This is a genomic window from Paenibacillus sp. LT-B23 (assembly GCF_059417685.1).
The window spans coordinates 167815-184612 of record NZ_JBSQBM010000004.1 but is presented as its reverse complement, the minus strand read 5'-3'; the positions used below and the strand labels follow the sequence as shown (position 1 = coordinate 184612).

17 protein-coding genes and 1 other annotated feature are annotated in these 16798 nt (G+C 47.5%); of the genes, 1 reads left to right on the top strand and 16 read right to left on the bottom strand.

Annotation, left to right across the window (positions count from 1 at the left end):
* Positions 1–324: 324 nt before the first annotated feature.
* Both ACWXW9_RS07655 and lspA read right to left on the bottom strand, forming a co-directional pair.
* A complete protein-coding gene (locus ACWXW9_RS07655) occupies positions 325–1296 on the bottom strand; it encodes an RluA family pseudouridine synthase (protein WP_494928910.1) in 972 nt (323 codons plus the stop codon).
* 1 nt (position 1297) lies between these two features.
* Positions 1298–1789 carry a signal peptidase II gene (lspA, locus tag ACWXW9_RS07650; protein ID WP_149093331.1) on the bottom strand — a complete coding sequence of 164 codons (492 nt, stop codon included), beginning with the start codon at positions 1787–1789 and terminating at the stop codon, positions 1298–1300.
* Between the two features lie 237 nt (positions 1790–2026).
* On the opposite strand from lspA, the gene ACWXW9_RS07645 reads away from it, so the two are divergent.
* Positions 2027–2758 (top strand): TraR/DksA C4-type zinc finger protein, encoded by a 732-nt coding sequence (locus ACWXW9_RS07645; RefSeq protein WP_494928909.1) that lies wholly within the window; start codon positions 2027–2029, stop codon positions 2756–2758.
* 32 nt (positions 2759–2790) lie between these two features.
* Here the strand turns inward: ACWXW9_RS07645 and ACWXW9_RS07640 are convergent, their stop codons facing one another.
* From ACWXW9_RS07640 to ftsA, 14 genes are all read right to left on the bottom strand, one after another.
* Positions 2791–3186 (bottom strand): DUF5665 domain-containing protein, encoded by a 396-nt coding sequence (locus ACWXW9_RS07640; protein WP_494928908.1) that lies wholly within the window; start codon positions 3184–3186, stop codon positions 2791–2793.
* 142 nt (positions 3187–3328) lie between these two features.
* Positions 3329–6418: an isoleucine--tRNA ligase gene (ileS, locus tag ACWXW9_RS07635; RefSeq protein WP_494928907.1), complete on the bottom strand. Its 3090-nt coding sequence runs from the start codon at positions 6416–6418 to the stop codon at positions 3329–3331.
* Positions 6419–6494: 76 nt separating this feature from the next.
* Positions 6495–6781: a binding site (T-box leader), on the bottom strand.
* 165 nt (positions 6782–6946) lie between these two features.
* Complete coding sequence (locus tag ACWXW9_RS07630) at positions 6947–7456, bottom strand: DivIVA domain-containing protein (protein WP_014282424.1); 510 nt, start codon at positions 7454–7456, stop codon at positions 6947–6949.
* A 171-nt stretch (positions 7457–7627) separates the two neighbouring features.
* Complete coding sequence (locus tag ACWXW9_RS07625) at positions 7628–8410, bottom strand: YlmH family RNA-binding protein (protein WP_494928906.1); 783 nt, start codon at positions 8408–8410, stop codon at positions 7628–7630.
* Positions 8411–8418: 8 nt separating this feature from the next.
* Entirely contained in the window at positions 8419–8676 is a 258-nt protein-coding gene (locus tag ACWXW9_RS07620; protein ID WP_014282426.1) for a YggT family protein, read from the bottom strand.
* Between the two features lie 7 nt (positions 8677–8683).
* A complete protein-coding gene (locus ACWXW9_RS07615) occupies positions 8684–9136 on the bottom strand; it encodes a cell division protein SepF (protein WP_025684635.1) in 453 nt (150 codons plus the stop codon).
* A complete protein-coding gene (locus ACWXW9_RS07610; RefSeq protein WP_494928905.1) occupies positions 9127–9828 on the bottom strand; it encodes a YggS family pyridoxal phosphate-dependent enzyme in 702 nt (233 codons plus the stop codon). The genes ACWXW9_RS07615 and ACWXW9_RS07610 overlap by 10 nt, the downstream gene beginning before the upstream one ends.
* Positions 9829–9836: 8 nt before the next feature.
* Positions 9837–10721, bottom strand: coding sequence for a peptidoglycan editing factor PgeF (gene pgeF / locus ACWXW9_RS07605; protein WP_494928904.1), 885 nt, complete (start codon positions 10719–10721; stop codon positions 9837–9839).
* Positions 10722–10817: 96 nt separating this feature from the next.
* Positions 10818–11156, bottom strand: coding sequence for a YlmC/YmxH family sporulation protein (locus ACWXW9_RS07600; RefSeq protein WP_025684638.1), 339 nt, complete (start codon positions 11154–11156; stop codon positions 10818–10820).
* A 125-nt stretch (positions 11157–11281) separates the two neighbouring features.
* On the bottom strand, positions 11282–12064 hold the full coding sequence (gene sigG / locus ACWXW9_RS07595) for an RNA polymerase sporulation sigma factor SigG (RefSeq protein WP_007431182.1): 783 nt from the start codon (positions 12062–12064) through the stop codon (positions 11282–11284).
* Between the two features lie 96 nt (positions 12065–12160).
* Positions 12161–12901: an RNA polymerase sporulation sigma factor SigE gene (gene sigE, locus ACWXW9_RS07590; RefSeq protein ID WP_014282431.1), complete on the bottom strand. Its 741-nt coding sequence runs from the start codon at positions 12899–12901 to the stop codon at positions 12161–12163.
* A 1-nt stretch (position 12902) separates the two neighbouring features.
* Complete coding sequence (spoIIGA, locus tag ACWXW9_RS07585; RefSeq protein WP_494928903.1) at positions 12903–13979, bottom strand: sigma-E processing peptidase SpoIIGA; 1077 nt, start codon at positions 13977–13979, stop codon at positions 12903–12905.
* A gap of 222 nt (positions 13980–14201) precedes the next feature.
* Positions 14202–15326, bottom strand: coding sequence for a cell division protein FtsZ (gene ftsZ / locus ACWXW9_RS07580; RefSeq protein ID WP_044649277.1), 1125 nt, complete (start codon positions 15324–15326; stop codon positions 14202–14204).
* A 67-nt stretch (positions 15327–15393) separates the two neighbouring features.
* Entirely contained in the window at positions 15394–16665 is a 1272-nt protein-coding gene (ftsA, locus tag ACWXW9_RS07575; protein ID WP_134913489.1) for a cell division protein FtsA, read from the bottom strand.
* Between the last annotated feature and the right edge of the window lie 133 nt (positions 16666–16798).

Genomic DNA, 16798 nt, shown 5'->3' with positions numbered 1-16798 from the left:
CGTTACCTTGCCAGCCTCACGGGACTGATTTAAAGGTGCTATTCAGGATTTCCTTTATCCAGCTTCTCATAGTGCAAGATGGCACGCCATCTTTTGGACAAAGTTCATCGCAACTACAAGAAGTATGACAGATTGAAAATCACGTGTCAACACCTGTTCAACCGGAGCCACCGGAAGCACTTAAATAATTATACATCTTTATTGTATAATTATCCATAGTTGTTTTTACATACACCTTGCCCAATAACAAAAAAATAACCGCCCATAGGCGGTTATGCTTAATCATTATTCAGGTTTGTGAATACGAATGCAATTTGTGATGGTTTACCTACTGCGTAAGGATGTCAATACATCCTCCATATCGGGAGGAATCGGTCTACTGAACTCCATGTACTCTCCAGTGGTGGGATGCTTAAAGCCCAATACTGCGGCATGTAAAGCCTGGCCATCCATATGGATCCCTTTGCTACGTCCATACATCGGATCACCGACCAACGGGTGCCCAATAAATTTCATGTGCACACGGATTTGATGCGTACGCCCTGTTTCCAGTTGAAGTTCCAGCAAGGTGTAATCTCCCAAACGCTCAATCACGAGAAAATGGGTAACTGCATGCTTGCTGTTGCGCTCTGTCACAGTGAACAATTTGCGGTCCCCCGAATCACGCCCGATGGGAGCATCTACCGTTCCCTGATCATGACTTAGATGGCCATGAACCAGCGCTATATATTTGCGAGTGACACTGTGGTCCTTGAGCTGCGCTGCGAGCGAGGCGTGAGCCTGATCATTTTTGGCCGCCATCAGCAGTCCTGATGTATCCTTATCAATACGATGGACGATACCAGGACGCAATTCTCCGTTAATGCCGGAAAGATCATGACAGTGGTACATGAGCGCGTTGACCAGTGTTCCCGAAGAGTGTCCTGGTGCAGGATGTACAACCAGACCACGTTGCTTGTTAATGACAATGACGTCCGAATCCTCATAAACAACATCCAGCGGAATATTTTCCGGTACAATATCTACACTCTCCGGCTCAGGTACGGACAATGATATTCGATCACCTTCAGCCAGCTTGTAATTCGCCTTGATCGCTGTCCCGTTCACCAGCACCCGACCGTTCCCGATCCACAGCTGAATCTGGGAACGGGACACATCCTTCATTTCTTCGGCGATATATTTGTCTATACGCGTTTTGGCATCCCCGGATTCCGCTATCCATTCCAGGGATTCACCCTCAAGTTCGTCCTCATAAGACAGACCTGTGGCTTCGCCGTTTTCGTTTACTTCTTTCATGCTATGACTTCCCTTCAATGCTATCACTGCCATTATCTTTGTTCCGACGCGATTCCAGCAATGTATCCAAAATAATCAGTGCTACACCGATGACAATCGCCGAGTCTGCCACATTAAAAATCGGAAACGTATAGCTTCCAAAATTGAATTGAGCAAAATCAACCACTTCCCCTGAAATAGCCCGATCCAAAAAGTTACCGACCGCGCCTCCAAGTACCAAACTTAATGCAACTGGAAGCAATTTCTGCCCGGCCTTAACCGTCTTCCGCAAATACCATATGATACCGATCACCACCACAATCGTAATCACGATAAACAGCCAACGCTGGCCTTCCAAAATCCCAAAAGCGGCTCCCCGGTTACGATGGGACGTGATTAGAAAGAAATTGCCGATGACGGGTATTTGCTCGTACAATTCCATGCGCGTAGCCACCAAATATTTGACTCCCTGATCAATCAAAAAAATAATTAGCGCAATACCAAAATAAATCACAGTCCTTCGTCACTCCAATCTACATATATCCGTTGTCGAACCCATTTATTGTAGCATAAGCCTTCTCAGATCGTCCACGAATCCCGTGAGCTATCGGTCCTGGATTACGAAAGAAATCAACTCCAGCGCATTTGATCAGAATTTCCTATGTAAAAGAGGTCTTCCCGGTGCAAACTACAAGGAGCATAACCGACATAGCGCACGCGCAGGTTAAACCTAGAATAAGGAGAGGATTCCATGTCCCCATTGACGGAGCAACAATTGCAGGGATTGCGTAACGAACTGCTGGAACGTAAAAAGGAGATTGAGCATCGTTTGCAGGACAACGATCATTATGGACTCGGTGATTCCCAACGCGATCAGACCGGCGAGCTTTCCCCTATTGATAATCATCCGGGCGATTTGGCTACCGAAACGTATGAGCGAGCCAAGGACATTTCCCTGTTGGAGCATGACGAATTTCAATTAGAACGTATCGAATCAGCCTTGCTGGCAATGGATAAAGGAACCTATGGCATTTGTGCAGCTAGCGGCAAACCGATTCCTTATGAGCGTCTGCTAGCTGTTCCCTATACCATTTACTGTAAAGAATACAGCCCTGAAACAGAAGTCTCCAACCGACGCCCGGTGGAAGAAGAATTCCTTGCTCCCGCATTCGGCAGAACAAGTCTGGATGAGCGTGAAGATCAAAACGGCTTTGACGGTGAGGACGCCTGGCAAATCGTTGAAAGTTGGGGTACATCAAATACACCAGCCATGGCTGAAAGTGGAGAAATTCATAGCTACGACGATATGGAAATTGAGGCCAACGATGATAATATGGGCTTCGTAGAGCCTTACGAAAGTTTTGTAGCCACAGACATATATGGAAAAAATGTATCGGTTGTCCGCAGTTCCATTTATCAGCGTTATCTGGATGATGGTGAGGGCGAAGGCCTGCTGGAGCCAGATACGCACGAAGACGAATAGTTAAACCAAATCCTAAACAGGTAAACAAGTAACTAGTAGGTGTTTAGCTGCAGTTGTCGTTGCACAATCCGTACAATATCAGCAATATAATCACCGATGATCGGCAAATTCAGCGCTCCCAACACTTGCAACACATAGATAATGGTCGCCGCGAAAAAAGTAAATCCAAGCGCGATGCCAAGCCCCCGGGACAGACCTGATATTAAGTTTAGCCATAGCAATCGCCAAGGCTTGTTGAGCAACAGGGCATAATCAGCAATGCGGCTGCGTTCCAGCTGCTGCGACACGGAACGCACCAGCTTTTCTACACGGCTTAGCTGGTCAGCCTGATCACCTGCTGTACCCAGATCTGTGACTACAGCCCCTGTACTTCCTCCGTTTATGCCTTGGCGGCTTCTGCCCTGTCTGCGCCTTGATCGTGCGGTCATGCACCATCCCCCTTTTCCCATGCTGCCCTGAACGCAGCAAACGAGCCGAAGCATGTAACGGAGATCATCCATCCGTTCCAATGCTTAGGCTCGTTTTTTTATATGCTGCCTGTTATTGTATTATGGGACAAGGGTCTTGTAATTATTCCCCAATATGCACGCCGATGGTTTTGCCGTTTACTTCTACGCGTTCCATAGGCTCGGCTTGACCAAATGTCACCGTCGTTACCAGTACGTTCTCACGCAACACCGAATCGAAGTTTTCGATCGCCTGACGTAGCTCACTATCTACATCCAGCGTCAAAGCGACATACTTTTCAATCGGCAGATCCAGCTTCTTACGGTAATCCTGCACCGCACGAACAACCTCACGTACCCAGCCCTCTTGCTCCAGCTCAGGCGTAATGTCTGTGTTCAACGCTACCGTTAAACCGTAGCCGGAAGCGGAAGCAAAGCCTTCCTTCGCTTTTTTCTCTACCAGCAATTCCTCGGCTGTAACCTGTAACTCTTCCCCTTCTGGAGAAGCCAAGTTCAGCACTCCTTTTTCTACAACCGAACGAGTGTCCTCCACAGACATTCCTTTGAAAAAGTTTTGCAGGAAGCCGACATTTTTGCCGTATTTCTTGCCCGCTACCTTCAAATTCAGCTTCAGTGTGAAGTCTACAAAGCCACTGTCGTCCGTTTCAACATGAATATGTTTCACATTGATCTCATCCTTGATGATTTCCTCATAACCACTCAGCTCAAAATCCTGATCCATGGACAAAATCAATTCAGACAACGGCTGGCGCGTTTTCAGTCCCGTTTCGTTACGGACATTGCGCGCCAGTTCTACTACGCGGCGAGCCGTCTCCATGTCACGTTCCAGCTCCAGATCAATCAGGCCTTCATTGGCAGTCGGATAATCATCCAGATGAACGCTTTCCCCGTTGCTCAGGTTTAGGTAAATATCCTCAGCCAGCATCGGTGTGAACGGCGCAAGCAGCTTCGCTGTCGTCAACAACACCTCAGTCAGTGTGCGGTACGCATCCAATTTATCTTCTGTAAGGCCATTGCCCCAGAATCGGTCGCGCGAACGGCGGATATACCAGTTGCTCAGTTCATCCACGAACGACTCAATCGCTTTGGACGAATTCAGGAAGTCGTTCACTGCCAGCGCTTTGTCCACCACCAGAACCAAGCTGTTGAGGCGGGACAAAATCCAGCGATCCAGCTTGTGTGCTGATGGCTTGAACGGATGCTGTGCCGGATCAAACCCGTCGATATCTGCATACAAGGTCAGGAAAGCATGTGTATTTACGAGCGTATCTACCAGCTTGGATTTGGCTTCCCCTACAATGCCTTTGGAAAAACGTTTGCTATTCCACGGTGCACTATCGGACAACAAAGCCCAACGGAAAGCATCTGTACCGTACTCGTCAATCACTTCCCACGGATCAATAACATTTCCCTTGGATTTAGACATTTTCTGTCCCTGCTCATCCAGTACGTGGCCTGTCGCCATAACTGCTTTATAAGGGGCTTTGCCTGTCAGCATGGTGGAAACAGCAAGCAAGCTGTAGAACCAGCCACGAGTCTGGTCAATACCTTCACAAATCATGTCTGCCGGGAATTGCTGCTCGAATGTTTCATTATTTTCAAACGGATAATGATGTTGGGCAAAAGGCATGGAGCCGCTGTCGAACCATACGTCGATCACTTCCGGTGTACGGGTCATTTCGTATTTACCGCATGTACTGCGAACCTTGATTTCATCTACATATGGCTTGTGCAGCTCAATGTCGGCTGGTACGTCACCAATCGCACGTTCCCGTAGTTCAGCAATACTATGCGGAGCGAACTGCTCTCCGGTTTCTTCACAAACCCAGATATTCAGCGGTGTGCCCCAATAGCGATCACGGCTGATGTTCCAGTCCACCAATTCCTCCAAAAACTTGCCGAAGCGTCCTTCGCGTATATGACCCGGATACCATTCAACTTCGTTATTGTTGGCAATCAGTTGATCCTTGATGGCAGTTGTTTTGATAAACCAGCTATCCATGGCATAGTACAATAGCGGAGTATCACAGCGCCAGCAGAACGGATAACTATGCTCGTATTTTTCCTTGCTGTACAGCAAGCCTTTTTCCGACAGCATTTTAACAATATCCACATCACAGTCCTTTACAAAACGGCCTGCAAAATCAGTGATTTCCTCTACGTAGTTACCTTGGAGATCCACCACATTGATGAATCCAACGCCATTTTCACGACATACCCGATAATCATCCTCACCATGCGCCGGAGCCATATGAACGATACCTGTACCGCTGGAGTCCGTTACGAACTTCGCACCCAGAATCTGATTGCCCTTCTCGACTTGGAAATAAGTAAATGGCGGAGTATACGTTTGACCTACCAGTTCCGAACCCGGCAGCGTGCCAATCACTTCATGATCACCTTTAATCACATCTTCGACGAGATTTTTGGCAACGATGTATACACCGTCTTCCTGTTTTACACGAGCGTATTCCAGATCAGGATTGACGGCAAGTGCCACGTGACTCGGCAAGGTCCAAGGTGTTGTCGTCCAGGCCAGCACATATTCACCACTGTTATGGAGCTTGAATTTGGCCGTGGCACTCAGGTCTTTTACGTCTTTGTAGCCCTGTGCCACTTCATGAGAACTCAATGTTGTTTGACAATCTGGACAATACGGACTTACGCGATGACCGCGATACAGCAGACCCTTTTCGTGAATCGTCGCCAGAATGTTCCACACACTCTCGATATAGTTATTATCCAGCGTAATGTATGGATTATCTAGGTCTGTCCAGTAGCCGATAGCTTCGGTCAGATCACGCCATTGCTGCTCATACTCAAACACGCTGGCTTTACATTTTTTGATAAACTTTTCAACGCCGTATTCCTCAATTTCAGGCTTATGGGAAATGCCCAGTTGCTTCTGTACACCCAATTCTACTGGTAGCCCATGGGTATCCCAACCCGCCTTACGTACGACACGATACCCCTTCATCGTCTGGTAACGGCCGACAAAATCCTTAATTACACGGCCCAGCATGTGACCAATATGCGGTTTACCATTAGCTGTTGGCGGACCTTCATAAAATACAAAGTTTGGCTTACCCTCACGATGCGTGATGGTTTTGCGGAACGTGTCCTCCTGCTTCCATTTGCTCAGGATGCGCAGGTCGCGGGACCGTGCCTTTTCTTTGACATCTACTCTGTTCATAATGTCATTCTTCCTCTCTGTTCATCAGTTTCTGTAGCATTCTCTGAAAAAAAGCAACAAAAAAGCCCCGTCCCTGTAAAGGGACGAGACTGTGCTCGCGTTACCACCCTGATTCCGTAAACAGACCATTTTCAAAAAAACTGATCCGTCACGGCTCTCCGAGCCCTACTCAACTACAGCAGGGCGCCATTGTAACGTATGGCACACGGTGATAGCTTACACACGCCGGATAAAACTCAAGCGCTTCAGCTCACTTCTCAGGGAGGATCTTCGGTCATGTTCTGAACGTTGGCTTGCACCAGAAAAAGGCCAACTCTCTGAGGGACAAAAACATGACGTACTCGTTCCCATCAACGAATTACAAATGTTAAATTCATTGGGATATTAAATCAGCAGCTTCGCTGCCCTGAATAACAACCCATTACCCAACGGATAACGTGATATTCAGTATAGTATTTACAGTTATAGCCTCTTTGGAGATAAAAGTCAACCCTGACAAGGCCCAGAAATCGCTGTTCGGGATGACGATTAATAAATCTCTTTCATTTCACGCTCGCGCTCCAGCACTTCTCGCTCACGATTTTCAAGCGCTTCCCATCCGTCCTGACTTAACAAGTCAAGCTGCGCCTCCACCAATGTACGAAAACGTGCCCGGTAAATCGAAGCCTGCTTCTTCAGTTCCTCGACCTCCAACGCAATTTTGCGGGATTTGGACAACGCTTCATTCACAATACGGTCCGCATTTTTTTCCGCTTCCTTCACGATGAGCTGCGATTCTTTCTTGGCGTTGTTACGGACTTCATCAGCCGCTTCTTGCGCTACGATAATCGTCTTGCTCAGCGTATCCTCAATGGTCGAAAAATGATCGAGCTTTTCCTGAACATTCAACAGCTGTGTACTCAGTTCTTTATTTTCACGGATAACGCCCTCGTAATCCTTGATCACCTGATCCAAAAATTCATTGACCTGATCTTCGTCATAACCGCGAAGCCGGCGGGCAAATTCCTTGTTATGTATATCCAATGGCGTTAATGGCATGCCGTCCACCTCCTATAAGATTGACAAAAAAACATTTTCCGCGTCACGACGCTCACTATCATCTATCGGTCATCATACCCCGTTTTGTGAATGCTGTACAGAGCAAAATCGTTCCAGTTCTCCGCTATAGCTTAATTCTTTCGACAGAAAGCTCATGATTCCTGCCTCCAGCTATATAAACTTGCCAATTTTGACACGGAATCTTCCCTTTTTTGTCATCCCATCTGTTTCCAGCACTTTGAAACGCCCAAATCCCTGCATGGAAATAACGTCCCCTGCCTTGAGTAAAGTGGATGGATTCTCCTCCACCTTCCAATTCACCCGACAACGTCCGGCCCGGATCGGAGTTAAAATCTTGCTCCGGCTGAGCTTGTACACATCACTGGAAATGCCATCCAGACGCAAAGAAGCCACCGTCAGGTCCAGCGGCTCCAATGTAACGTCCTTCGTCCGCAGATTTTCTGGAGGCAACAGTTCTGTCCATACGTGAACACGATGAACCTGCTGTAAATGCATCGTAATAAAATCGCTGATCTCTGAAGCCACCAATACATGGCACCCGTTGTCCAGCACATGAATATCCCCTATTTTTCCACGCTTGATTCCAAGTCCTAATATTGCACCCAGATAATCCCCGTGCTCCAACGTGTTAATTTTATGATCATCGGACGTGACGGAAAGAACCTGAATACCCATATTCTCTCCGTCCACATACGAATAATCGGGCGCTATTAGCGCCCGCTTTCGTTCCGATGCCTCATAACCGCCATCTACCCTAATCGTGACCTTGTCTTCCTTCGAAGCAAGCGTCTCCAATATGTACAGTTGACGCGGGTCCAAAAAATCAGTCAGCTTCTGCTCATGGTAAGCCCCCGCATGACTGATCCATTCGGAAGCGCGATCTACATAATCCCGTTCATCCGGGTGAAAATGCTCATAAATCTCAGTTCGCATAAGTCCTCCTAGACGAAATTGCTAATTAAAGACATCAAACCGTACGACGCAAAACGCAGAGCAATCAGCGCAACGATGGGTGAAATATCAATCATCCCGAAAATTGGCGGTATAAATCTGCGAAAAGGAGACAAATACGGCTCCACAAACTTGGCAAGTAAATCACCGATCACACTCTCTCTTGCATTAGGAAGCCACGACATCAGGACATATGCAATGATCATGTAAGAATAAATCTGAAATAGCCAACCGATTACCTCGATCAAGAAAAGCTCACCTCATTCTGTTAAGTTCTTGTTCAGTGTCAGCTAGTATTTCCGTAATGGAGCCTTGAATTTCAACCGTATCCGGTGTACACAGGAAAATATTATTGCCCACCTTGGAAATGCCTCCGCCCAACGCATATACAGTACCACTTAAAAAATCAATGATTCGCAGCGCCTGATCCTTGCGGATGCGTTGCAAATTGACCACGACAGTACGATGGGAACGAATATGGTCGGCAATTTCCTGTGCTTCATCATAAGAACGCGGCTCATACAGGACAACTTTCACATTTTTCTGTGAATGGATGCTGACAACATTATTGCCCTTCTGGTTCTTACGTTTATCAAAGCTTGGGGTTTCAATTTCTTGATCTTCTGGCGTATTCATAACCTCTCGCTCTACAACTTCCTCTTCTTCCTGAAGTCCCAGGAAGTTCATGAACTTATTCATTACGCCCAATGGAAATCCTCCTCTCGTCCGACCAGTACAGAACCAAGCCGTAACCAGGTCGCTCCTTCTTCAACCGCAACCTCAAAATCATTAGACATGCCCATCGATAAGTGAACAATAGGTTCTCTTGTTAAAGCTTGTCCATTTATCGCATCACGCAATTCACGTAGACCCCGAAATACAGGCCGGGTATTCTCCGGGTCTTCCTCATGGGGAGCCATCGTCATCAAGCCAATCACGTCCACATGCTCAAGCTCACGAATTTGTTTCAAAAAAGGGGCCACCGCCTCAGGAGAAAGACCATATTTAGAAGTTTCTCCAGAAATGTTAACTTGCACAAAAGCTTTGACCCTCAGTCCAAGAGCAGCCGACTTCTTGTCCAATTCCTGAGCCAGTGACAGCCGATCAAGCGAATGTATAAATTCAAATTTTCCAATGACATCTTTAACCTTATTCGTTTGCAGATGACCGATAAAATGCCATGTTCCCCGGTCACCCAGCTTGCTCCATTTATCCGCAGCATCCTGCCAGCGATTTTCGCCAACATGCTCCAAGCCACTGTCCAATACAGAAGCCATCGCCGCTGCCGAAACATATTTCGTGACAGCGATCACATTTACTTCTTCACGCGAACGTCCGCTGCGGGCACATGCTGCTTCCATACGGGCGTTCAACTCTTTAATTCGTTCCTCCAAAGACACGGGAGGACTCACCTCTCTTCCAGACCAATCCAGCTCGCCATTCTCCCTGTGACGCCGCCTTCCTTGCGATACGAAAAAAACAAATCGCTGCGGCTACTCGTGCATAAGGTAGTACATTCGATACGGCTCGGCAATATTCCTGCTTTCATCATAATGTGTCGATTGCATTGTTTCAAGTCAAGGAGCGTTTTTCCGCCGCCTAACGGGAAATAGACAGTGCCTTCCCATTTATCATTACCCGGGCAATCATGCTCCAAAACCCGAATTTGGCTCATCACATGCTCATCCACCTCGTATGACTTTGCACCAATGGAAGGGCCAATGGCTGCAAGCAAATCAGACGGCTGCGATCCATATTCAGTCTGCATCGTTTGCACCATTTTCAGCGCAATCTCGGCAACTGTTCCTTTCCAGCCCGCATGTGCTAGCCCAATCACACGCCTCACCGGATCACAAAAATATAACGGCACGCAATCCGCATAAAAGGATGTCAATAAAATGCCTGGTACATCGGTCAACAGTCCGTCTGTATCCTGAAAAGCGGATGCACGATCCACAAAGCCGCGCCCGCAGTCAGCAGCCTTTACAACAGCAACGTGATTACCGTGTATCTGCTCTCCACAGGTCCAGGCTTCAGGCACAAATCCGAGCTGTTCCGCAATAAGCTGACGATTGCGAATAACTTTCTTCGGGTCATCCCCTACATGAAACGCACAATTCAGACTTTCGTAAGGCACTTCACTGACACCGCCATGGCGTCCGGTAAAACCTGCTGTCAATCCACGAACCTGTTTCTCCCAGGATTGAATATATAATAACTCTGGCAAGGGATGCGCGCCATCTGTCGTTGACGCGACACCCGTTGCTCCGGTATTCACTACAAACGGTTCCATTCGTTTTCACCTCTACTGCCCAGTGTACCAAAAAGCCGCCGCCATGTCTTCACATAGCTGTCAAATGCACATATTCCTACAGCTCAAAATCACTGCTCAAAATCCCCGTCGATCATTTCGTTCCTGACGCTCAATATATAATTTTTCCTCACCATCACCCTGCGACTCATGCAATCCCTCCAATCGGACAAGTACCACATCCGAGCCAATTTTAACAATATTGCGCCAGGGAATGACCAGTTCGCTTCCCCCTCCAAACCAGCCCATAAAACGGCTGCTGCCAGGGACAACAATGGCCTCGATTTTGCCCTGTCGTACATCAATCTCCAAATCACTGATTTGTCCCAATCGTCGCCCATCTACAATGTTAATGACATCCTTTGTTTGAAACTCGGAAATTTTCATGGCCCTTACCGACGTTTCCGGTGCACTCACACGTATCACATCCTTTATTTCACTATATGAGAGGGAGAACCCAAAAAATGTCCTGTAAACGCAAAAACGATCCACACAGGATCGTTTTTATCGGTATGCCTTTCAAGCTTCTCTTCCCTTAAGAACTACGACTTCACATGCTTTTGCATTTGCTGTATGGCCGACTTCTCTAATCTTGAAACCTGGGCTTGAGAGATACCGATTTCGTCGGCAACCTCCATCTGCGTCTTTCCTTCATAAAAACGCATGGACAATATCATCTTTTCACGCTGGCCCAGGCGATGCATCGCTTCCCGCAGAGCGATTTCCTCAATCCATGAGACGTCCTTATTTCTGTCATCACTGATCTGATCCATCACATAGATTGGGTCGCCCCCGTCGTGATATATCGGCTCGAACAGCGAAACCGGGTCCTGAATCGCATCTAATGCGAACACAACATCTTCCTTAGGCACGTTCAGCGCCTCAGAAATTTCAAAAATCGTCGGTTCCCGCGAATTCAGATTTGTCAGACTATCCCGCACCTGAAGCGCCTTATATGCAATATCTCGCAGCGAACGGGATACACGGATCGGATTATTGTCCCGCAAATACCGGCGTATCTCACCGATAATCATCGGTACCGCATAAGTGGAAAACTTCACGTTTTGCGAAAGGTCAAAATTATCAATCGCCTTCATCAGGCCGATGCATCCTACCTGAAACAAATCGTCAACAAACTCTCCCCGATTGTTAAAGCGCTGAATCACACTCAGGACGAGCCGTAAATTGCCGTTAACCAATTTTTCTCTGGCTGATCGTTCATTATTTTGCTGAAGTGATGTGAACAGCTCGCGCATTTCCGCATTGGTTAGCACTGGCAGTTTGGCGGTATCCACACCGCAAATTTCCACTTTGTTTCGGGTCATCGTGTCTTACCTCCCAAGGAGCAACATTAATGTACATTATCTCCTGAGGGTGTTTTTTTATTCGTCGTTTCCATGGCTTCCTAATATCCCCAAACGTCATACCATTTTGTTGAATTCTTTCCGTAAGCGCTTTATAATACGTTTTTCCAGACGCGAAATATAGGATTGCGAGATGCCTAACAGGTCAGCAACATCCTTCTGTGTCTTCTCTTCCCCGTCCTGCAAGCCAAAACGCAGCTCCATAATCAGACGTTCCCGATCCGTCAGCTTATCCAGCGCCTTATGCAATAATTTGCGGTCCACCTGCTCCTCAATATTTCGGTAAATGGTATCATTTTCCGTTCCCATCACATCGGAAAGTAGCAACTCATTCCCGTCCCAATCAATATTCAAAGGCTCGTCAAAAGAAACTTCCGTTCTCGTTTTACTATTTCGGCGCAAATACATTAAAATTTCATTTTCGATGCATCGGGAAGCATAGGTAGCGAGCTTGATTTTTTTCTCGGGATCAAAGGTGTTAACTGCCTTGATAAGTCCAATCGCCCCTATGGATACGAGATCCTCAATGTTGATTCCTGTGTTCTCAAACTTACGCGCAATGTACACCACCAGCCGCAAATTCCGTTCAATCAACATGGAGCGTACTGCTGCATCTCCGGAAGAGAGTTTTCCAAGCAAATACTCTTCCTCATCCCTCGTCAGCGGCGGGGGGAGCGCCTCGCTACCGCCGATATAATAAATCTCTTCACTTTTTAACCCAAATAAAAATAAAATACGATAATATTGCAACTGTAAAGTCAACCTGATTTTCATCTTGAATTTCATCTGTTCCCGCATGTCATTCTCCCCCTTCTGAAAATGGTGCAAAATCTCGCTGCATCCCTTCATTCGTTACAGCCATCGCCTGATTGCCTTCAGACCTGATCGTGTGCACACGACCATCGTCCTGCGTTGCAAAGCGTGCTTCCTGCTTCTGGTCCAGCTCAGCAGCCCTCTCCGCGTGTGCCGTCACGTCCGGATGAATAATCGCGCGGTATTTTCCCTCTGCTGACAACGTCCCCCCATCCAAGCCGATCAGCACCCGATAATGCACATAGCGAGCTCCATTCATCACCACCTCTACGCGATCCGGTTTGAGTGCGAGCATAAAGGAGTGGTTACGGTTAATACCACGATAGGGTACGAGACGAACTCGATCCTGCCAGTTGAACGATTCGTCTCCCAACTCCATCACCAGCTGATCCGCATTTCCCTCAGATAGCTTTTGGAGCCAGGAAGAGGGTAAATATGCCTCCCACAAGGCAGCCTCCATGATCATCACGGGTGTCCGTGTCAAAGGATCATGAAGCTGATTCCCCGTATCCAACAAGCCTGTACACTCAATATGATCCTGCCCGATCCATACCTGCACCTCACCCAGAAATCCACTCATCCTTTCCGTACGCTGCTTTGAAGATTGCACAATACGAAAGAAAAGCATCACTCCGCCAAACGTGCATAAAATAAACCAGAATGCAATTTTCAGCTCAAAGGACATTCCACCTGAAGCCGTGTACCAGATGCCATTAAATAATTCCCCCGTACTCTGGAGTAAATAATGTATCCCCAGAATTCCGCCCGCTGCTACAAAATTGATCATATAAAAAGCACCCATCGTACGAAGGTACTTTTGCATGCTGCCAAATCCAAAAGCCACCAACAGCATAATGACCGATAATGCCAGCTTAATCAGGAACGTAAATAAAAAGGACAGCTCCGGCACAAACATCATGACCACGTACATCGCACCGATGACAGCCGAAGCAAGCAGCCGCCACCACACCAGACGAATTTTTCTCATCCAGGCGGTAGCCATCAGCAGTACAGCATCAATGAACAAATTGGCCAAAAAAATTAAGTCGATGTAAACAACCAAAGATTCACCCGCCCAGCGTTTGCAGGATAGGCTTAAGTATAGTAGTCATGCTGTTCAAAGTCTGTCTAACGATGGGGACGGTGACCGACTAATTTTGTCGGAAAGGGGAGAAGCACGAGAAATGGTAAAAACATTTGAATCGGCTAACGAATCGAACACAAGATGCAGAAAACAGAAAGAAGCCCGTATCTCCAAGGAGAATACGGGCTATCCGATTTCAATCTAGTTATCGTTATTATTATTGCGTGAACGGTTACGTAAAAATGTCGGAATATCGAGTTGATCACTGCTCTGAGTGTTGCCGAACGGACGCAAGTTAGGAGAACCCTTCTCCGCCGATTCAGGTGCCGCCGGGTTAGCAGCCGGTTTACGCCCCGGTGCCGGTTGGCTTGGTTTACCTTCAAAGCCAGTGGCAATGACGGTAACCTTGATCTCTTCTTTCAACTCTTCGTCAATGATAGCACCGAAAATCATGTTGACCTCCGGATCGGAAGCCGACGTTACAATTTCAGCCGCTTCATTCACTTCGTACAAAGACAGATTGTTACCGCCAGTGATGTTCATAATCACACCCCGTGCGCCTTCAATCGATGTTTCCAACAACGGACTCATGATAGCCTTGCGTGCTGCTTCAGCCGCCCGATTCTCACCAGTTGCTTCGCCAATCCCCATCAAGGCGGAGCCACGCTCCGTCATGATCGTTTTTACGTCAGCAAAGTCAAGGTTGATCAGACCCGGTACAGCGATCAAATCAGAAATACCTTGTACCGCCTGACGAAGAACATTGTCCGCTTCGCGGAATGCTTCCAGCATTGGGGTCTTTTTGTCCACAATTTCAAGCAGTCGATCATTCGGGATTACGATCAAGGTGTCTACCTTTTCTTTTAATCCCTCAATGCCCAGCTCGGCTTGATTGGAGCGCTTGCGCCCTTCAAATGTGAATGGTCGTGTTACAACGCCTACAGTCAGCGCGCCGCATTCCTTGGCAATTTCAGCAATGACAGGGGCTGCTCCGGTACCTGTACCGCCACCCATTCCCGCTGTCACGAATACCATATCCGCACCTTTGAGCGTGTTCATAATGAGTTCACGCGACTCCTCAGCCGCTTTTTTACCCACATCCGGATTAGCACCGGCACCCAAGCCGCGAGTCAACTTATCACCAATTTGAAGCTTATGCTCAGACTTCGCTAAATGAAGCGCCTGAGCATCCGTGTTGACGGTGATAAACTCCACACCCTGAACACCATTTTCGATCATTCGGTTAACCGCATTGCTGCCGCCGCCTCCGACGCCGATCACTTTAATTTGAGCCAAGCTCTCCATTTCAAAATCAAATTCCAACATACTATTCCATCTCCCCCTCAATGTGCATGGATGGCCCGTCCATGATTGGCATAATTAGCAATGAACGTTATATAAACTCACTGAACATGTTTTTTAAGCGTTCAATCAACCCCTGCTTTTGCTCGCCTTCCGCAGCGGGACTGCTCTTGGTTCGGTTGGTCGGCTTCTTGGAACTTCCACCGCTACTGCTGCTAACGCTGGTAGATCTTCCGCGATAGTAGCGAATGGCATTATGCAAGATGCCGACTCCGCTTGTGTAGCCCGGATCCCTTACACCGATAAAGTCCGGTACGGCAATCCTTACAGAAGCGGCCAGTTCGCTTTGTGCCACCTGAAGTACACCAGGCATGGAGACGGTGCCTCCGGTAAGTATATAACCCCCCGGAAGCTCTGTGTAACCCAAGCGCTTAACTTCCGCCTGAATGAGCTGAAAAATTTCCTGCACCCTCGGCTCAATAATGGCAGCCAAGTCCTGCTGATTGAATTCCTTATCGACATTACTGCCGATACGGGTCACTTTAAAGACCACATCGGCTGCCGCATCATCATACCATGCGCAGCCGTATTTAAGCTTTACTTTTTCGGCTTGATCGGTAAGGGTTCTCAGTCCGTAGGCAATGTCATTGGTTACAAATTCTCCGCCGATGGGAAGTGTAGACGTGGCAACAATCGTTCCTTCCTGGAAAATAGCAACATTGGTAGAGCCTGCACCAATATCCACCAGCACCGAACCCATCACCTTTTCATCCTTCGAAAGTGACAATTGTCCGGCGCCCAGAGGCAGCAGCACCAAATCTTTGATCCTCAAGCCGCCTTTCTCAACGCAGCGCAACAGATTATGTATCGGCGTCTTGCCTCCCGTAACAATCGTAGCTTCTACTTCCAGACGAACTCCGATCATACCGCGAGGGTCTTGAATACCTTCAAGGCCATCCACGACATACTGCTTGGCTACCACGTCTATAATTTCTCTCTCTGGTGGTACTGCAATAACTTCAGCTGCCTTGAGCACACGCTCAATGTCCTCCTCACCGATTTCACGGTCCTCGTTGGACACGGCTACTACGCCATGACTATTTTGCAGGCCAATATGGTTGCCTGAAATCCCCACATACACTTCTGTTATTTGAATACCAACCATGCGCTCTGCGTGATCCACGGCGTTACGGATTGATTGCACGGTTTGATCGATGTCTACAATTGCACCTTTGCGAATCCCTTCCGAGTCGGCAGATCCAACTCCAATAATATTAAAGGTTCCATTGTTCATTTCCCCAATAATAGCCCGAACTTTGGATGTACCGATGTCCAAACTAACAATGATGTCATTGTTGCTCAAGTCTGTGGCACCTCCTGACTCCAAAATGAATTTCGTTCTTTGAACACACTCTGTACATATTCAACATTCTCCATGCTTTCCCTCTTTTTTCTACAAATTTTTTAGAAGCCAATTTATGGTTGCAGTCACATAA